Below are 17,729 nucleotides of genomic sequence, written 5' to 3'. Positions count from 1 at the left end.
GTCCCGTTCCGTGCTCAGTGCACCCCAATCGGAGGGATCGCGAGAAAGCGTGCGCTCGCGGTCGCTATCGCCATGCTTGCCGTCAGCGGTTGCATGCAAATGCCGGCCCGGCAGGACAATCCGACCGGCGCCGAGGCGAAAGTCGACTATCTGAACGACCGCAATAGTCAGGTCAACGCGCTGCTCGATCAGGCCGACCAGTTCCGTCTGAGCTACCAGTTCGATGCCGCGATCCAGAAGCTCTACGCGGCAAGCCAGATCGATCCGACCAGCGAACGCGGCCGCAAGATCGGCGCGCTGATCGACCAGGACCGCCGGGATCTTACGACCCTGCAGGAAGCGGACCGCATGATGCAGCGCGGCTCGCTTGCACCGGCGTCCGATCGCGTGCACCGCGTGTTGTTGAGGAATCCGACCAATGCGCTGGCGTTGCAGATGAAAAAGGAAATCGACGATAAGATCCGGCAGCAACGCGCGGACAGGGAAGAGGGGCTCGCCGCTTCGTCGATCATGCGCACGCCGATCACACTGCAGTTTCGCGATGCCAACGTGCGCATGGTCTTCGAAGCGTTGTCGCGCACTTCGGGATTGAACGTCATCTTCGACCGCGATGTCCGTGCGGATTTGAAGACGACCATCTTCGTGACGAACGCGTCACTGCAGGATACGGTCGATATGATCCTGATGCAGAATCAGCTCGACAAGAAGCAACTCAACGCGAATACGCTTTTCATCTACCCGGCGACTCCCGCCAAGCAGCTTGAATATCAGGAATTGAAAGTACGCACGTTCCAGTTGTCGAACGTCGAAGCCAAACAGATTCAGTCGTTGCTGAAGAGCCTGCTTAAGATCAAGGAAGTCGTGATCGACGAGCGCGCGAATACCGTAACGATCCGCGGCACCCCGGACACCATCAAGGTTGCCGAAGAGATGATCGCCGCGCAGGATCTGCCTGAACCGGAGGTGATGCTGGAAGTCGAGGTGCTGGAGGTCTCGCACGAACGCTTGTCCAATCTCGGGATCGAATGGCCAAATTCGTTCTCGGTGTCGACACCGTCCACGGTGGACACATGGGGCGCGTTGCACCATCTTCCCATCAATGCGCTGAATGTCAGCGGTCTGTCTGCGACGGCAAACTTCAAGCTTACGGATACCGACGCGAATTTGCTGGCGAGTCCACGTATCCGGACGCGCAACAAGGAGAAGGCCCGGATCCTGATCGGCGACAAGTTGCCGGTGATTTCGAGTTCCAGCACGCCCAGCACGAGCGGACCGTCATACACGCAAATGATTCAGTACATCGATGTCGGCATCAAGCTCGAAGTGGAGCCACAGGTCTATCGGGATGGCGATGTCGGCATCAAACTGAATCTCGAAGTCAGCAATATCACCAATACGATCCAGAGCGGCAATTCGCAAACAGGTCTGAGTTCGCTCGCCTATCAGATAGGAACGCGTAGCGCGTCGACAAGCCTGCGTCTGAGAGACGGCGAAAGCCAGATTCTCGGCGGGCTGATCTCTGATCAGGACCGCAGGTCGGCCGACAAGGTGCCTGGCCTCGGGCAGTTGCCCATCCTCGGGCGCCTGTTCTCGGACCACAACGGCGACCATGTGAAGACGGAGATCGTATTGCAGATCACACCGCACATTGTGCGGCCGCAGCTCGCAGCGGATGTGGACACGCAGGAGGTCTGGTCCGGCACCGACGTCAATGTGCACGCCGACCAGCTTCGGCTCGATCCCGTCATGGCCGCCGCGGCGGTGCCCGGAGCGCCTGCTGTAAGGGCGCTGCCTGGCAGCGTAGGCGGTGGCACGGTGGGCGGCAAGTCCGCACAGGCGGGTGCGGCGGCGAACGGTTCGACGACGGCGCCCGCGACCGGTTCGTTTGGGCAACTACCGCCGCCGCAGCGCACGACGCCGCCACCCGCACCCTACGGCGGACGCTTTGCGCCGCAATCGACCGCGCCGGCGCCGGTGCCGGTTCCCAATGCGCCGCCGGCAGCGGAGCAGGCGGGAGGAGAGGCCGAACCGGGCGCTGGGGCGAACGCGGCGCCGGCGGCCACCCAGCCGCCCGCGCCTCCCCCGGCTGCACCCGCACCGGCGCCCGCGCCCGCTCCGTCGATCTTGCAGATGCCGCCGGGTGACATGGGCAACGATAACCCGCTTCGCTCGATTCAGAACGGGTATTGAGCCGTGGCCATGCCGACGAACACAGTCCGCTCGCGTGGCGCAAGCCGGCCCGATCAGCGTGGATTCACGTTGATCGAGCTGGTGATTACGCTCGCGCTTGTGGCTATCCTGTCGCTCGCGATCATGCCGTTCTCCGAACTGATCGTGCAGCGTCAGAAGGAACAGCAGTTGAGCGCCGCGTTGCGCGAGATTCGCACGGCACTCGACGCATATAAGGATTCGAGCGACGTGGGTTTGATCGACAAGGAGGCGGAGGCGTCCGGCTATCCGCCGTCGCTGACCGTGCTCGTGACGGGCGTGCCCAATGCGAAGGATCCGAAAGGCAGTCTGTTGATGTTCCTTCGCCACGTGCCGCGCGATCCGTTTTTTTCTGGCGATCCGGACACGGCCGCGGAAGACACCTGGAACGTGCGGTCCTATGGCGTGCCGCCGGATCAGACCGGCGCCGATGGGCCGTCCGGGAATGATCAGGCCGGCAAGGACGTGTTCGATGTGTCGTCGAAATCCAATCGCGCCGGCATCAACGGCGTTCCGTACAAACAATGGTGACGGTGCATCATGAAACCCGCTCATACGCGCAGATTCCGCGCATTTACGCTGATCGAACTGGTTGTCGTGATGGCGATCATTGGCCTGCTTTTGACGATCGCTCTGCCGCGTTATATGCACAGCATCGAACGCGGCAAGGAGCAGGTCCGGCAGCAGAACGTCGCCGTGATGCGCGATGCGATCGATAAATACTACGGTGACAACGGCCAGTACCCGGATACGCTCGATGAACTGGTGACGAAACACTATCTGCGGGCGGTTCCGGTCGATCCGGTCAACGGCGACGACAAGTGGGCGGTAATCGCCTCGCCCGATGAAAGCAAGACGGGCGTGTACGACGTCGTGCCGGCGAGTGGTGCGCAGGGCACGCCTGCCGATCCGGCAGGAGCAGGCAAGTGAGTCGCGGCGCATTCTCAGCGCGAGGCGGCGCGCGCATTTCGTCGGTATCGAAGCGGGCTGCGCGACGCCGTGCCTCGCTTTGCGCCGCGCGCCAGCGTGGGCTCGTGATGCTGGCGCTATTGATCGCGCTGATGTTGATGTCGATTGCGTTAGCGGGCGCGCTGGATGTCTGGTCGTTGGAACGTCGGCGCGAGCAGGAGAAGCAACTGTTGTTCGTGGGTGACCAGTACCGGCAGGCAATCGTGCGGTATTACCGCGTTGGTCGCGTCTACCCCGCGTCGGTCGACGATCTGCTGGACGACGCGCGCTTCCCGGTTCCGATGCATCACCTGCGTCAGGCATACCCGGATCCGGTCACCGGCAAGACCGATTGGCTCTTCTTGCGGCAGGGCGATCGCTTTTATGGTGTGTATAGTAGCTCGGAGGCGCCGACGATCAAGCGCGCGGAGTTCCCGCGGCGATACGTAGACTTCGAGACCGAGCAGACTTACGGCGGGTGGAAATTCATCTACCTTGCGCCGGGGCTGCGCAGCACGCCCACCACTGCCGTTCCGGCGGCGCCCGGTCGTCCAGTGCGGACCATTGATCCACAGAATGGTGCGCTCCGCTTTCCGTCGGCAGGCTTCGGTGCAAACAGGATTGGTGGTCGTTAGCGTTGCAGGAGCAAGCCTCAGCTCTTCCACTACGGTCTCTCCTACAGGATGAGCCGTATCGACTACCAACCGAAGCGCTGGTGCCGCCCGGCGGTATCCTACTTGTATCGATCCCGATCATCTGAACGTTTTCCGAAGCCGAGGAGTTGCGAAACATGACCGAGCCATCACCAGCCATCGAAATCGAAACCGCGCCAGATCCCAGATTCGCCGTCATCCTGATGCACGGTCTCGGCGCCGACGCCAATGACTTCGTGCCGCTTGTCCCCGAATTGCGCCTCACCGGCGGACCCGCTGTGCGCTTCGTGTTTCCCAATGCACCTGAGATTGCCGTTACGGCAAACGATGGCTACGTGATGCGCGCGTGGTACGACATACGGTCGTTTCAGGACGTTAATCGACAAGTTGACGAAGCCGGTATCGAATCGTCTTGCGCGACCGTGCGGCGATTGATCGAAGTGCAGAACCAGCGCGGCATTCCGACTTCGAACATCTTTCTCGCGGGTTTTTCGCAGGGCGCGGCGATGACCTATTCAGCAGGACTGACGCACCCTGAGGCGCTTGCCGGCCTGATCGTGATGTCGGGCTATATACCGTCGCAAGGCTTTGTGGACAGCCGGTTGAGCGCCGCAAACAGCAGCACGCCGATTTTTGCCGCGCATGGCATACACGACGACGTGTTGCCAATCCGGCTAGGGGAGGCCGCGCGTGACTTTGCGATCGCGCGAGGTTGCAACGTCGCCTGGAGTGCGTATCCGATGCCGCATTCGGTGTGTGAGGAGGAGATCGCGGCGTTGCGCGTGTGGCTCGGCGGGCGCCTCACGGGCTCTCGTTGAATGCGCCGCAGCGTCTATTCGTGGAGCACAAGTATCGCGGATGGCGCCCCGGCGATGCGTACGTGTGCGCAGACGGCGGACTCGCGGGGAGTGGGCTGAAGGAATATCCTGTTCACTCACGCCTCAGCCGGTATCACCACCCGCTACCGGCAACACCGTGCCGGTGATATAGCTCGCCTCGTCTGAAGCGAGGAACAGAATCGGCGCGACCTGTTCGTCGATGCTGCCGTAGCGTTTGAAGAAGGTGGATTCCGTGACCTGCTTCACCGCGTCGCCCATCCAGAGCTTTTCCTGTTCGCTGTCGCCAGCGGTATTGCGAGGAACGCGTCGCGCTGGTGCGTCGGTCCCGCCCGGTGCAGTGGCGACTACACGGACGTTGTGCTCCGCGTACTCCATCGCCAGTGACTGCGTGATCGCGTTGACACCGCCCTTGGCCGCCGAATAGGGTACACGGCGGATACCGCGCGTGGCATTCGAGGAGACGTTGACGATGGTGCCGCCACCGCGCGTGAGCAGGTGCGGCAACACAGCATGGCAGGCATAAAGCGTAGGCATGAGTGATCGGCGAATTTCCGCGTCAATCTGCTCAGGTTCGAACTCAGCGAATGGACGCATGCGAATCGCGCCACCAACGCCATTGATCAGTATGTCGATGCCGCCAAACTTGCTCACTGCAAAAGCCATCGCCGATGCCGCGCCTTCGTACGTCTCGAGGTCGGCAACAAAGCCTGCCGTCTCCGTGCCGCTTGCTTCAGCAGCGACTTCAGAGACGAACTCCGCGCGGTCGACGAACAGCACCTTGCCACCTTCAGCGGCCGCACGCAGCGCTACGGCGCGACCAATGCCCTGTGCCGCGCCTGTGACGACCATGACCTTGCCGGCAAATCGTTGCGTGCTCATGCGGTCCTCGGTGCTGCGTTAGGAGTGAACTTCTCGTAGTGGAAGCTGTTGGGCTTCACGCCGTTATCGTCGAAATGCTTACGCACTGCATCGACCATCGGTGGCGGCCCGCACAAATAAACGTCGACGTCACCATCATTCAAGGCCTCGGCCGGCATGTGCTGCGTCACCCAACCTTTGCGGGGATGAGTCGAATCCGTGTCGGCCACGACGGTGGCGTAGGTGAAATTCGGCAACTTCGCCACGTAGGCTTCAATGGCATCGACCTGCACCAGATCGAGGTCGCGGGTCACGCCATAAATCAGGTGGACCTTCTGCTGCGAGTCGGTACGCGCCAGCACTTCCAGCATCGACAGGAACGGAGCCAGACCCGTGCCGCCAGCGAGGAACAGCAACGGCCGCTCCACGGCGCGCAGATAGAAACTACCGAGCGGCCCGATCAGTTCCAGCTTGTTGCCAGGCTGCGCGGAATCGAGCCAGGTGCTCATCACGCCACCGGGAATCCGCTTGATCAGAAAACTGATTTTCGATTGCCCCGGAGCCGATGAGAAAGAATACGAGCGATGCTGGCCGCTGCCGGGAACATCAATGTTGACGTACTGGCCCGCCAGGAATACCGGCGCGCTTGCATCCACGTCCAGTTCGAGTACGACTGCCGCATCGTTGTGCGGCTCCACCTTCGATACCGTCGCGGCGAACCGGCTCTGTTCAGTCTTGCATGCAGTGGAAGAGGCGGGCACGGCAATCACACAATCGCTTTGCGGCACCATCTGGCAGGTGAGTACAAGGCCACTGTCTTTCTCGTCGTCGCTCAGCGCGTCTTCAATGTAATCGTCGCCAAGGTCATAGCTGCCGCTTTCGGCGCGGCACTTGCAGGTGCCGCACACGCCATCGGAGCAATCCATTGGCAGGTTGATTTTCGCGCGAAAGGCGGCATCGAGCACCTTTTCGCCCGGCTTGCATGCGACGAAGCGGGTCACGCCGTCTTCGAAGTTCAGTGCAATGTTGTAAGTGGACATGTTGTCTCCTCTACTTCCAGTTCCCTCCCGGCGCTCGACGTCAAACGTGGTAAATGTCAAGCACCTGGCGGATGTAATCGTTCTTCAGCACGATTTTCTTGCTGGCAATCAGCAGGGCATCGTCGACCTTTCGCAACGTAACGAACATCGTGCCGAAAAAATGATCGTTGATTCTGTAGCGGTGGCTGAGCGTGTCGAAGTTGTAGCGCACGTCCACTTCGTTGCCGCGTTCGGCCAGCACTTCCACATTGGTGACGTTGTGACTGGTCCGCGGTTCAGGCATCGACGCGCTACTGCGTTCGGTCTTGATGCGGAACACCCGGTCTTCCAGGCCGCCACGGTCCGGGTAATACATCAGCGAGATCTGACTCTCGTGGTCATCGGTGAGCCGGTCGTCGTCGTCCCACGCGGGCATCCAGTAGGTGACGTCCTCGGCGTAGCAGGCGAGCCAATCGTCCCACTGGCGGTCGTCGAGCAGACGCGCTTCGCGGTAAAGCGTGGCGCAGATTTTGGGGTAGTCGAAGCTCATGCCACGGTCTCCTCTTGTTCTTTCTTCAGTGCATCGCGCATCACTTGCACCCAGTATTCGTGCTGGCAGACAAACAGGCCTTCGTCTTCGCTGCGCTCGCCTGAGATGAGCGGCTTCATGCCCATGCTTTTCGCGTTCGCGTCGGGACCTTCGACCCACAAGGGCGCGCCGCGCGAAAGGTCGTTCCACATCGCCGTGGTGCCGGCATAGCCGGCCTGGCAGGCGCGGAACTCTTCGAGGTCATCCGCGGTACCCATGCCCGTGACGTTGAAGAAATCCTCGTATTGGCGAATGCGGGTTGCGCGGTCGGCTGCGCTCTCACCCTTGGGGGCAAAGCAGAAGATGGTGACTTCGGTCTTGTCGACGCTCAGCGGGCGTATCACGCGAATCTGGGTGCTGAACTGGTCCATCAGGAACACGTTCGGATACAGGCACAGGTTTCGAGTCTGGTTGACGATGAAATCCGCCTTGACTTCGCCGACGCGTGCCTTGATTTCCTCGCGGTATTGATAAACCGGTCGGACTTCCGGGTTCATCGTCTTGGTCCACAACAGAATGTGGCCGTGGTCAAAGCCGTACACGCCGGCTACCGACTTGCTCCAGCTATTCGCATCCACAGCCTTCGTGCCATCGACCTTGCGGCGGTCCATCGTCGCAGCGTAGTTCCAGTGCACGGTGCTGACGTGATAGCCGTCGCAGCCGTTCTCCATCTGCATCTTCCAGTTGCCGTCGTAGATGTAGGAGGAGTTGCCCCGCAATACTTCAAGTCCGTTCGCAGCCTGGTCGACGATCTGGTCGATGATGACCTTGGTCTCGCCGAGGTAGTCCTCGAGCGGTTTCGCGTCCGCGTTGAGGCTGCCGAACAGGAAGCCGCGATAGCTCTGGAAGCGCGCGACTTTCTTCAGATCGTGCGAGCCGTTGGTGTTGAACTGCACCGGATATTCGGTGGTCTTCACGTCCTTCACTTTCAGGAGCTTGCCGGTGTTGGCGAAACTCCAGCCATGGAACGGACAGGTGAAGGTGCCTTTGTTGCCGTGTTTTTTCCGGCAAAGCATGGCGCCTTTGTGCGCGCAGGCGTTAATGACCGCGTGTAGTTCGCCGTTTTTGTCGCGAGTGATCACGATCGGCTGGCGGCCAATCCAGGTGGTGTAGTAGTCGTTGTTGTCGGCAACCTGGCTTTCGTGAGCCAGGTACACCCAGTTGCTCTCGAAGATATGTTTCATCTCGAGCTCAAACAGATCGGCGTTGGTGAAAATATCGCGGCGGCAACGGAATACGCCGTTTTGCTTGTCGTCCTGAACGGCGGTATGCAGCAGTTCATCCAGTTGCGAGGCTTTGTCGATAATTGCAGACATGCGTGCTCTCCCTACGCGTGCGCCAGGTCATGGAGCACGCGCATCGGTGTCGAAAGATTCTTGCGAAAGATTGAGCGGCAGCGGGGGTACGACGTAGCTGCCGCGTTTAGCGGTCAGGCGATAGCAGACGCACGCAGACGATGGACGGCCTGGTTATCCTTGCCCTGAACCAGCGGAGTCAACGCGATGTTGAACTCGATTTCCTTGTACGCGTCGGCCTTCATACCCAACGCAGTGCCGCCGGTCTTTTCGACGACATGCGGAATCAGATCCTCGCGGGTCGCGTAGGCGAAGTCATCCCAGATCAGCGGATCGCCTTCAATATTGATTTGCGTCGTCAGCTTGCGGTGCTTGTCGCTGGTGACGAAGAAGTGCACGTGCGCCGGGCGGTTGCCATGGCGGGCGAGCACGTTCAACAGTTGTTGGGTCGCGCCCTGCGGCGGGCAACCGTAGCCCACGGGCATGAGCGTACGGAATTCGTACTTGCCGTCGGAACCGGTGCTGACCGCTCCGCGCAGGTTGAAGTCGCTCTGCGCGCCGGTCGGGTCGAAGTGCGAATAGAAGCCTTTTGAATTTGCGTGCCAGCATTCGACCACCGCACCTGCGACAGGTTTGCCATCCGGGCCGGTCACGGTGCCGCGGATCACCAACGGGCCAGCATCCTCGTCCGGATCGATATCAATTTTCGACACGCCATCGTGCACCGGCGCACCGGCGACATACAGCGGGCCTTCGATAGTACGCGGCGTGCCACCGGTGATTTCAGCAGCCTTGTCCTCTGCATCCATGCGAATGTCGAGATACTTCTCGAGACCGAGACCTGCGGCAAGCAGGGCCGCTTCGCCGTCCTGGCCGAGCTTGTTGAAATAGTGAACGCCGGCCCAGATTTCATCGGGCGTCATGTCAAGGTCGTCGATGGCCTTGAACAGATCGCCCAACAGGCGATGGACAATTTGCTGGGCGCGAGCACTGCCGTCCTGGCTACCGACGTTAGCAGCGGCCTTTAATAGGTCCTGCGCTTCCTTCGTATCGAACACTTTGACGCTCATGTCTGCTCCGGAATCTCTATTTTCTTTGGGGTAAACCCTTGTTTTAGCGACCCCTTGGATATGCTTGAAAGGTATAATGGGTGCTGAAACAGAGTGTGAATGCAGGATAGTGGACGCCGGAAGGCCTCGTCCAACACTGATTTAGTATCGGTCTATATCTACAAGGTATTGAAATGGAGCTGCGCCATCTTCGCTATTTCGTCGCCGTAGCCGAGGAACGTAATTTCACGCGCGCTGCGCAGCGGCTGAACATGGCCCAACCGCCTCTGAGCCGTCAGATACAGCAACTTGAAGAGATTCTCGAGGTGCAGTTATTCCAGCGCGACTCGCGCCCGTTGAAGCTCACGGAGACGGGCAAGTTTTTCTATGCTCATGCCGTCCAGTTGCTGGCTCAGACGTCTGAACTCGAATCAATGACGCGGCGCGTGGGCAACATCGAGCGCAGCCTCTCTGTCGGTTTCGTGGGTTCGACGTTGTACGGCATGCTGCCAAAAATCATCCGGCGCTTTCGCGACGAGAACACGACCGTCGAACTCAGCCTCCATGAGATGTCGACGATGGACCAGATTCGCGCGCTGAAAGACGGTCAGATCGATGTCGGGTTCGGCCGTATCCGGCATGAGGACGCCAACATCCGCCGGGTGATTCTTCGCGAGGAGAAGATGATTGTCGCCTTCCCGGAGGGCCATGCACTCTCATTGGGCAAGCCCGTCCTCGGGCTCAGCGACCTGGTCAACGAGACCCTGATTATTTTCCCCAAGGCGCCGCGGCCCAGTTATGCAGACCAGGTACTATCGGCATTCGCAGACCGTGGTCTCAAGCCTCGTCGCATATATGAAGTACGGGAGTTGCAGATTGCGCTGGGCCTCGTCGCAGCGGGGGAAGGCATTTCCGTCGTTCCGAGTAGCGTGTATGGCCTGAAGCGAGACGACGTGAGTTACAAGGAACTGGACGACCCCACGCTGGTGTCCCCAATCATCATGAGCACGCGAATGCTCGACGAGTCGCGCGACCTTCGGGAACTGCTTGAACTCATCTACCGGTTGTACGAGGAGGAAAGGGTGCCTTACGCGCCCCGTAACGATGCCGGGCGGTGATACTCGCTGACTGCCCGACGCCATCAGTAGGAAACTCCCAGGTAGCCTGAAACGATTGACCAGCGTGTACTAGAGTGTACTTACGACGCCTTCAACGGAGGTTCTGCCGTGGATACTCATTCGATTCTGGGCATGATTCACGCCGAAGAGGCTTTACTGGTCTCCATCGTACGGTCGTTACCTCCGGACATCAGACGCGCGGTCGCCAACGATTTTCATGAGCAGGTTGAACTCGCCGGGACTTCGCACCTGAATCCGACAACCGATCGGGAAGCGAGCGACGCGTTCAAGGCACACATGAAGAGGTTGTCGATCATGCTTGCCTCGCTGTCGTGAAGAGACGTCGATCAGTCCGAGGCGCCATGTGTGGCGTGCACGGCTCATGCTGATCCTTTTCATTGCGCCCGCAGGTCTGTTTCGCGATGGCGTCGCGCGTCTGCTTGGTGAGGTGGCGGACGGCGCCGAAGTGAAATGCGCCGACTACACATTGAACCCTTTCGACCACGGGCAAACGGTCGACGTACTCGTGCTCGACGGTGACTATCTGCCGGAAGCGCTTACTACCGCAAGCGCTTCTCGCCACGGTGCACCTAATCTGCCCGTGCTTGCACTGCTGACCTCGGTCGATCCTCAGACCGTCGAGCAATTCATCTCGGCAGGCGTGGCAGGTCACCTGGGTAAATCGGAGTCCACCAATGCACTGATCAGTGCGCTGCGCCTCCTCGCTGCCGGCGGGCGGCATCTGCCATCGGACATTCGCTTATCGGCGTCCACCGCGGACACCGCCGGTACCGCTTCCACCGACGCGCTGCCAAAGTCCGCCGGCGCGGCCGAACCCAATTCCGACTTTCTGACCCCTCGCCAACTGCAAGTGCTGGCGCTCGCGGCGCGCGGCGATTCGAACAAGTCGATCGCGCGGCAGTTGAACATTACGGAAGGGACCGTAAAAGTGCACTTATATACGGTGTACAAAGCACTCAAGGTTGGCAGTCGCGGGCAGGCGAGCGTTGCCGCGGCGCGCTTGCAGAAGGTCGGCGATGTGCAGCTTCACCACGCGCTGGACGGCCAGCTTTCAATCAGTCGACTGCTGGCTTATACGGCGCCCACCCGTTTTCAATCTGGCCACGTTCTCTTTCACAAAGATGACCGAAGCGATGCGCTTTACTACATGGTGCGCGGAACAGTCATGCTCGAGGAGATCGGCATCGAGGTGGGGCAGGGCACGATACTGGGCGAAATCGGGCTCTTCTCTCCGGACCATCGGCGCACGTGCACGGCCCGTTGCAAAAGCGAATGCGAATTACTGGTGGTCTCGGCGACCGACGCGATGCGACTTTATTACCAAGATCCGGATTTCGCCACCTTTCTGATTCACTTGATTACCCGCCGATTGGAGGCCGATAAGCTGCGCACGAAGCGTTAATCGCGACGCTCGAACGCTTATTGCAGACACGGCAATTCAACGTGCTTCAACTTTGTCCGATATCGACTGACATAAAGCGGACCGCGGGCAAAAAAAGCCATTTTCCCGATGTTTTTTTGACCTATAACACATACAAATCGCCAGTCTGCTGAAGACATCGGCCGCGCGTCCGCGTCGCCCCGTCAGGCGGCGAGATTCACCATTTCGAGCATTTCGGCTCAACGCTGAAAGGTTGCGCTTGCGTGGGCGCGGCTCTTCCGACGTGACATTTGAAAGAATGCGCTGGGACAGTGAAGTCCTTTGCGTATAGGACCGTGCACGCCCACAAAATGGCTTGAATAAACGTCATGGCAGATTTCCCCCATTTACCGGATGGCCTGGTTTGTGTCGTTCGCTCCGTGCTGTTTATGGATCTCGTTGAATCCTGCAGGCTGATGCAGGATAACGAGGTCGAAGCAGCGCGGCGCTGGCGCGCGTTCAAGGCGCGGATCGAGAATGAATTGGTGCCTGCGCATGCCGGCCGCCTGATCAGAACCGAGGGCGACGGACTCATGGTCACGTTCGTGCGCCTGCAGGATGGACTCGCCGCGACCTTTGCGATCCAGCGCGCGTCGCGCGAGGCCAACGCAGGCGAGCCGGCGAGCACGCACATGCTCTTGCGGATGGGCTTGCACGTCACGGAGTTGTACGAAGACGAGCGTGATGTGTACGGCCGCGGCGTCAATCTGGCTGCGCGCCTCTACACGCTGGCGGGACCGGGAGAGATCGTGGTGTCCGCGCAGGTACGGGACCAGCTGACGTCCGAACTGGATGCGGAAATCGACGACCTCGGCGAATGCCATCTGAAGCATTTCGAGCATCCGGTGCGTGCCTATCGGATCGGCCCGCCTGGGCCACGTCCGCTGATCGAGCGTGGCGCTGGTTTTTTGCCGGAGCTGCGGCCCACCATTGCGGTGATTCCTTTCATCTTGCGTGGCGGCGGCGTCGAACAGCGGATGCTCGGCGAAGTGCTCGCTGACGAAATCATTTCCTCCTTGTCTCGCACGGCCGAGCTTCAGGTGATCTCGCGTTTGTCCACGACCGCGTTTCGCGAGCGCGGCGCGTCGCTCGACGAAATCAGCGGGTTTCTCGGCGCGCGTTACGTGCTGTCGGGCGCATATCGCATGTCGGGCGATCAGTTCGTGCTCGTCGCCGAACTCGCCGAGGCCAAATCGCGTCACATCTTGTGGACCGAGAGCATCAGAGGCCGCACGTCCGAGATCATGCTCGGCGAAGACGAACTGATCGGCCGGGTGGTCGGCGGGGTCAGCAATGCGATCATCAATCGCGAACTGCATCGGGCACGATCGCAGGCGTTGCCCACGCTCGAAATCTCGACACTGCTGATGAGCGCTATCGTGCTGATGCATCGCGGCGTAGCGGACGACTTCAATCGCGCGCGAGACATGCTGGACGCGGTGATCGAGCGCGCGCGCAGACAGGCATTGCCGCATGCCTGGCTCGCCAAGTGGCATGTCCTGCGCTTCAATCGCGGCTGGACTGACGACCGCCGCGGTGAAGCGCATATAGCGCTCGAATGCACGCGACAGGCGCTGGACGCCGATCCTGAGTGTTCGCTCGCGTTGACTATCGACGGATTCGTGTACACGAATCTGCTCAAGCAACTCGACGTCGCGCAGCAGCGCTACGCGCTCGCGCTCTCGGTCAATCCCAACGATTCGCTTGCATGGCTGCTCAAAGGCACGCTGCACGCATTCGAAGGCGAGGGCGAGGAGGCGGTCGACGCAACCGAGCGTGCCCTCCGCCTTTCGCCGCTCGATCCCTTGCGCTATTTCTACGAATCGCTCGGAGCCACGGCAGCGCTATCCGCAGGCCGCTACGAACGCGCGGTGGAACTGGCGCAACGGTCCCTGCGGGTGAACCGTACCAACACGTCCACGTTACGCGCGCTGGCGATCGCGCAGTCGCTGCTCGGCAACGTCGAGGCGGCGCGTCTGACGGTCGGCGAAGTGCTGGCCATCGATCCGACGCTGACGGTGCAACGTTATCTCGAACGCTCGCCTAGCGGCGCATACAAGACCGGCAAGATCTGGTCGGAGGCACTTCGTCAGGCGGGATTGCCTGGTTAGATAAAAGAAGCAATGAATGCGGTGCTGGATCCCTGAGAGTGGAGACATATCGTGAGCGGACTTGGCGGTGCGGGCGGGGCAGGCGGTGCGGGTGGTGCTGGTGGGGCGGGCGGCGCTGGCATTCCGCCCGGCGGTGGCGGCGCGGGCGGTGTCTATGATGCGGGCGGCGGTAGTTCGGGCGACCCGCGGCTTCTCGCGGAAGCGCTGATCGGACACCGCGACGGGATCGTGGGCAGTTGGCGGACTCCGGAACTGGTGACGCTCAACTTCGACAATCAGAAACTGCAGGATCTCCCTACCGCGCCTGCGCTCGACGATCCCGCTCAACTGTGGCGCTGGGAGCCCTGGGTCCGCGCGACGGTGCTCGATTTCGAACTGCTGAGCAGTTTGCGCTTTTCGTTTCCAAACCCTGCTACCGCCACGCTGTCTCACCGGGCAATCGCACAAGGCGGCGCGGACGTGGATATCGTCTCCTTGAGCCGCCCGGACGTGGCCGTTTTCACGAAACAACTCGACTGGCTGGACTTCTATTCGGACCTGCGCGAGGACCGCGCCGCGGAGATACTGTGTCAGATGGGTCCGCAAGTGGCGTTCTGGAGCACTCTCATCTTTCTGCACCCGAGCCGCACGCCGAAGACGCTCGAACTGCTCGATACCGCTGTGCGATTCGCGATCTTCGCGGAAATTCGTTTCAAGCATGCGATCGCGGCACAAAGGCCGATCGAGTATTCGACCCAGGTCCAGCCGATGATCCAGACGCCAGGGCATGGCTCGCTACCAAGCGGCCATTCGACCCAGGCGTTCATTATCGCGGTAGTGCTGTGCGCATTGTTCAATGAGGGGCCTGGCTCCGTATTCCAACAGCAGGTGATGAGGCAGGCGTACCGCGTCGCGGTGAATCGCACGGTAGCGGGTGTGCATTTTCCGATCGACAGCATTGCGGGGCACGTGCTCGGTACTTCACTCGGGGAATACTTTGTTGCGCGGTGTAAGCGAAAGCTTGGCGGCAACGGCATGATTACTCCGCGCTATTTCAAGGGCAACAGCATCAACGCCAATGGTCCGCGCGGCAACCCGGACTTCGACTATCACGAGCCGCTGAGCAACACCGATGTCGCCACCTACATCCTGAACAATTCGGGCATGACCGCGCCACAGGTGCGAGCCTATTTCTCGTTCATCGACTGGGACTCTACGCAAACGGCCGTGGATGGATCCGCCATTCTGTCGTGGCTATGGAACCAGGCGGCGAGCGAGTGGACGGGCAAGAGTCTCCAGAACACGCGTTAGCCGTAAGCTGTCGATGCGTGCGGAAAAGGTGGCATACGAGGTGGCATATGAGCTGGCAATCTTTGGCGGGTGGCGGCGCGTGGAGCGGTCTCAACTGGATCGGACGGGCTGCTAACAGCACTCGTGCCGACCCCTATCTGGCGTGGGCGGACACAACGGCGTTTGCTCACCTCGGAGGGCAACCCACGTGGGTGCGCGTCATCCTCGAACTGGAAGCGCACTGGCCAGGAGCGGCCGCTACGCCCCTTACCGCGCAGACGTTTGCGGAGAGTTTGGAAAACGGAAACGCCGCGTGGAAGACGTGGATTCAGGTATCGACCGTCTATCTCTTTCCGCCGCATGACCTGGAAGCGTCGCGCTTCCTGACTGCGATCGTGACAGAGCGGTTCTTCAAAGAAATCGATCGTGCCATGAAGGGTGTCGTAAAGCGCTTCGAACTCGGAATGCCGATCGCTCCTGGCGACGCGGCGCCGTCTTTGGCTCCTGGTTCCAAAGCGCCCTTGCCGGGAAAGGCGCCCGTCTTCGTTCCCATCGCTCAACGAGGCGCAGCGTCCACTGCCGCGGCTGACCAGCCGCACGCCGTGTTCATGGGTGTCATGGACGATGGCCTGGCGTTCGCTCACGAACGCTTTCGTACCGTCGGCGATGATCCGTCGACTCGCATCGAATACTTCTGGAATCAGGATGACGCGGCGGCAGGACCGCTCAATGTGCACTATGGGCGTGAGCTAGACAGCGACCGGATTAACGGCTTGCTTAAACAGTGCGCGTGCAACGGACTCGTCGATGAAGACGCCGTGTATCGACTCAACGGTTACGTCGGTGCGCGCAAACGCTGGGCACACGGCACGGAGGTCATGGATCTCGCGTGCGGCGTGAGGCCCAACAAGATCGAGGCCGCCGCGTTGACCCTTGAAGGGGAGCGGACGGGAACGGTTCAACCGCCGCGTATCCTATGCGTCCAGTTCAAGACGGCAGGGCGAACGATTCGCGACACCTCCGGGCTCTGGTTCGCCGTTCACGCGCTCGACGCGATCCGCTACCTCCTGCGTCGCGCCGACGATCTTGCCGACGGCGCAGAGTACTCGGTTGTACTCAACCTGAGCTATGGCTATATGGCGGGTCCGCACGACGGCAGTTCGATCATTGAATGCGCGATGGACGAACTGATCGGTCTGCATCGCGATCTATCCATCGTCATACCCGCGGGAAACAGCAACATGCTGCGCTGTCACGCGGAACTCCTGGTTAAAAAAGGAACGTCGAGCCCGCTTACGTGGCGTGTCCTGCCCGATTGCGCCACGCCTGGCTTTCTTGAGATATGGTTGCCGAAGCATGTCGACGTATCCAAGCTGACCGTTCAGATCACACCTCCGGGGGGAGACACAAGCCCCGCGTTTCCCGTCGAGAATCTCTACACGTGGCAACCGGGGCGCAATGTGCTGTGCACGGTGGTCTATCTGGACTGCGTCGCGACGGGGGACTGCAAGATGATCCTGATTGCACTCGCCCCTACGACGATGAATCAGTCTCAGCGCGATCCGGCGCCGGCGGGCAACTGGACCGTGACGTTGACGAACGGGTCGAGTGACGATCTGGAGATTCATGCGTGGGTGCAGCGTAATGAAACGGCCTACGGCTATCCATTGCGAGGGCGCCAGTCGCGCTTCGAGGATCCGGCATACAAGCGGTTTGTTTTTGGAGCCCACGTGCGGGACTTCGACCAAGGCGATCCGCCGACGTGGATCAAGCGTGGCGGCACGTTGAGTTCCATTGCGACCGGCGAGCACACCGTCGTGGTCGGTGCCTATCGCAGGACTGATGGACGCGCGGCGACTTACTCATCGACCGGACCTTCTCTTCTGGCGACGCAGCGATTGGGTCCGGATGCGGCGGCGGTCAGCGAAGACTCCGTCGCATGCGCAGGTGTGCTGGCTGCGAGTACGCGCAGCGGCTGCCTCGTTGCGTTGAGTGGAACCAGCGCCGCGGCGCCGCAGGTGGCACGCTTGCTGGCGAGGCAAAAAATCATCGAGCACGCGAATGGATTGCAGCCCAATACGTTCACGCCTCAGCCTTCCGCTCGCGTGTGGATTGAAACCGAGGCGAATTCCCTCGATCCGGATCAGGTCGCGTCGGTTCCTCACCTGCTAGGCTCATGTGTCGGCACGTTGAACCCACCGCCGGTAGCGATCGGTCAACACGCCTATGTGCCGCGTCTGCCTGCGATTCGGGCGGGCTCCGGCAGGTTGCCTTCGCCGCGCTGGAAGAAAAGAGGTATCAAGCTGTAGCGAAGCCATAGCGCGCCGAGGAC

General features: G+C 60.7%; 16 protein-coding genes. 11 read left to right on the top strand and 5 right to left on the bottom strand.

Annotated features, from left to right (window positions below; translation table 11 throughout):
- Positions 1–72 precede the first annotated feature (72 nt).
- From M0D66_RS17825 to M0D66_RS17805, 5 genes are all read left to right on the top strand, one after another.
- On the top strand, positions 73–2,190 hold the full coding sequence (locus M0D66_RS17825) for a type IV pilus secretin PilQ (RefSeq protein WP_244179259.1): 2,118 nt from the start codon (positions 73–75) through the stop codon (positions 2,188–2,190).
- Positions 2,191–2,199: 9 nt separating this feature from the next.
- Positions 2,200–2,739: a type II secretion system protein gene (locus M0D66_RS17820; protein ID WP_266211090.1), complete on the top strand. Its 540-nt coding sequence runs from the start codon at positions 2,200–2,202 to the stop codon at positions 2,737–2,739.
- Positions 2,740–2,748: 9 nt separating this feature from the next.
- Complete coding sequence (locus M0D66_RS17815) at positions 2,749–3,138, top strand: type IV pilin protein (protein WP_093633280.1); 390 nt, start codon at positions 2,749–2,751, stop codon at positions 3,136–3,138.
- Positions 3,139–3,245: 107 nt separating this feature from the next.
- Complete coding sequence (locus M0D66_RS17810; RefSeq protein WP_234487736.1) at positions 3,246–3,791, top strand: type II secretion system protein; 546 nt, start codon at positions 3,246–3,248, stop codon at positions 3,789–3,791.
- 155 nt (positions 3,792–3,946) lie between these two features.
- Positions 3,947–4,627 carry an alpha/beta hydrolase gene (locus tag M0D66_RS17805; protein WP_211705530.1) on the top strand — a complete coding sequence of 227 codons (681 nt, stop codon included), beginning with the start codon at positions 3,947–3,949 and terminating at the stop codon, positions 4,625–4,627.
- A 123-nt stretch (positions 4,628–4,750) separates the two neighbouring features.
- On the opposite strand, the gene benD is transcribed toward M0D66_RS17805, so the two are convergent.
- The 5 genes from benD to catA all read right to left on the bottom strand — a co-directional run bounded on the left by benD (position 4,751) and on the right by catA (position 9,479).
- Positions 4,751–5,527, bottom strand: a complete 777-nt coding sequence (gene benD, locus M0D66_RS17800) for a benzoate diol dehydrogenase BenD (protein WP_211705529.1) — start codon at positions 5,525–5,527, stop codon at positions 4,751–4,753.
- Entirely contained in the window at positions 5,524–6,546 is a 1,023-nt protein-coding gene (gene benC / locus M0D66_RS17795) for a benzoate 1,2-dioxygenase electron transfer component BenC (RefSeq protein WP_211705527.1), read from the bottom strand. The genes benD and benC overlap by 4 nt, the downstream gene beginning before the upstream one ends.
- A gap of 40 nt (positions 6,547–6,586) precedes the next feature.
- Positions 6,587–7,075 (bottom strand): benzoate 1,2-dioxygenase small subunit, encoded by a 489-nt coding sequence (benB, locus tag M0D66_RS17790; protein ID WP_200620149.1) that lies wholly within the window; start codon positions 7,073–7,075, stop codon positions 6,587–6,589.
- Positions 7,072–8,430 carry a Rieske 2Fe-2S domain-containing protein gene (locus M0D66_RS17785; RefSeq protein ID WP_266211089.1) on the bottom strand — a complete coding sequence of 453 codons (1,359 nt, stop codon included), beginning with the start codon at positions 8,428–8,430 and terminating at the stop codon, positions 7,072–7,074. The genes benB and M0D66_RS17785 overlap by 4 nt, the downstream gene beginning before the upstream one ends.
- Positions 8,431–8,543: 113 nt before the next feature.
- Positions 8,544–9,479 (bottom strand): catechol 1,2-dioxygenase, encoded by a 936-nt coding sequence (gene catA / locus M0D66_RS17780; RefSeq protein ID WP_211705524.1) that lies wholly within the window; start codon positions 9,477–9,479, stop codon positions 8,544–8,546.
- 173 nt (positions 9,480–9,652) lie between these two features.
- Here catA and M0D66_RS17775 point away from each other — a divergent pair, with 173 nt between their 5' ends.
- The 6 genes from M0D66_RS17775 (at position 9,653) to M0D66_RS17750 (ending at position 17,706) form a co-directional block, all read left to right on the top strand.
- On the top strand, positions 9,653–10,576 hold the full coding sequence (locus M0D66_RS17775; RefSeq protein ID WP_093640171.1) for a LysR family transcriptional regulator: 924 nt from the start codon (positions 9,653–9,655) through the stop codon (positions 10,574–10,576).
- 108 nt (positions 10,577–10,684) lie between these two features.
- Positions 10,685–10,912 (top strand): hypothetical protein, encoded by a 228-nt coding sequence (locus tag M0D66_RS17770; RefSeq protein WP_054035211.1) that lies wholly within the window; start codon positions 10,685–10,687, stop codon positions 10,910–10,912.
- 46 nt (positions 10,913–10,958) lie between these two features.
- Positions 10,959–11,999 (top strand): LuxR C-terminal-related transcriptional regulator, encoded by a 1,041-nt coding sequence (locus M0D66_RS17765; protein ID WP_200651999.1) that lies wholly within the window; start codon positions 10,959–10,961, stop codon positions 11,997–11,999.
- Between the two features lie 407 nt (positions 12,000–12,406).
- A complete protein-coding gene (locus tag M0D66_RS17760) occupies positions 12,407–14,128 on the top strand; it encodes an adenylate/guanylate cyclase domain-containing protein (protein WP_266211088.1) in 1,722 nt (573 codons plus the stop codon).
- 51 nt (positions 14,129–14,179) lie between these two features.
- Positions 14,180–15,418 (top strand): phosphatase PAP2 family protein, encoded by a 1,239-nt coding sequence (locus M0D66_RS17755; protein WP_200651997.1) that lies wholly within the window; start codon positions 14,180–14,182, stop codon positions 15,416–15,418.
- 47 nt (positions 15,419–15,465) lie between these two features.
- Positions 15,466–17,706, top strand: a complete 2,241-nt coding sequence (locus M0D66_RS17750; RefSeq protein ID WP_266211087.1) for a S8 family serine peptidase — start codon at positions 15,466–15,468, stop codon at positions 17,704–17,706.
- The last annotated feature ends 23 nt before the right edge of the window (positions 17,707–17,729 follow it).

Origin of the sequence: Paraburkholderia sp. SECH2 (genome assembly GCF_030464795.1) — a bacterium.
Classification (GTDB): Bacteria; Pseudomonadota; Gammaproteobacteria; order Burkholderiales; family Burkholderiaceae; genus Paraburkholderia; species Paraburkholderia aspalathi.
Note: the sequence above shows the minus strand (reverse complement) of the source record. Positions and strands in the feature narration are given on the sequence as shown.

Coding starts and splice junctions, on each gene's coding strand:
- M0D66_RS17765 (WP_200651999.1), top strand. CDS start 10,959: ATGCTGATCCTTTTCATTGCGCCCGCAGGTCTGTTTCGCGATGGCGTC.
- M0D66_RS17825 (WP_244179259.1), top strand. CDS start 73: ATGCTTGCCGTCAGCGGTTGCATGCAAATGCCGGCCCGGCAGGACAAT.
- benB (WP_200620149.1), bottom strand. CDS start 7,075: ATGAGCTTCGACTACCCCAAAATCTGCGCCACGCTTTACCGCGAAGCG.
- M0D66_RS17775 (WP_093640171.1), top strand. CDS start 9,653: ATGGAGCTGCGCCATCTTCGCTATTTCGTCGCCGTAGCCGAGGAACGT.
- benD (WP_211705529.1), bottom strand. CDS start 5,527: ATGAGCACGCAACGATTTGCCGGCAAGGTCATGGTCGTCACAGGCGCG.
- catA (WP_211705524.1), bottom strand. CDS start 9,479: ATGAGCGTCAAAGTGTTCGATACGAAGGAAGCGCAGGACCTATTAAAG.
- M0D66_RS17815 (WP_093633280.1), top strand. CDS start 2,749: ATGAAACCCGCTCATACGCGCAGATTCCGCGCATTTACGCTGATCGAA.
- M0D66_RS17750 (WP_266211087.1), top strand. CDS start 15,466: ATGAGCTGGCAATCTTTGGCGGGTGGCGGCGCGTGGAGCGGTCTCAAC.
- M0D66_RS17810 (WP_234487736.1), top strand. CDS start 3,246: ATGCTGGCGCTATTGATCGCGCTGATGTTGATGTCGATTGCGTTAGCG.
- M0D66_RS17805 (WP_211705530.1), top strand. CDS start 3,947: ATGACCGAGCCATCACCAGCCATCGAAATCGAAACCGCGCCAGATCCC.
- M0D66_RS17760 (WP_266211088.1), top strand. CDS start 12,407: ATGGATCTCGTTGAATCCTGCAGGCTGATGCAGGATAACGAGGTCGAA.
- M0D66_RS17785 (WP_266211089.1), bottom strand. CDS start 8,430: ATGTCTGCAATTATCGACAAAGCCTCGCAACTGGATGAACTGCTGCAT.
- benC (WP_211705527.1), bottom strand. CDS start 6,546: ATGTCCACTTACAACATTGCACTGAACTTCGAAGACGGCGTGACCCGC.
- M0D66_RS17820 (WP_266211090.1), top strand. CDS start 2,200: ATGCCGACGAACACAGTCCGCTCGCGTGGCGCAAGCCGGCCCGATCAG.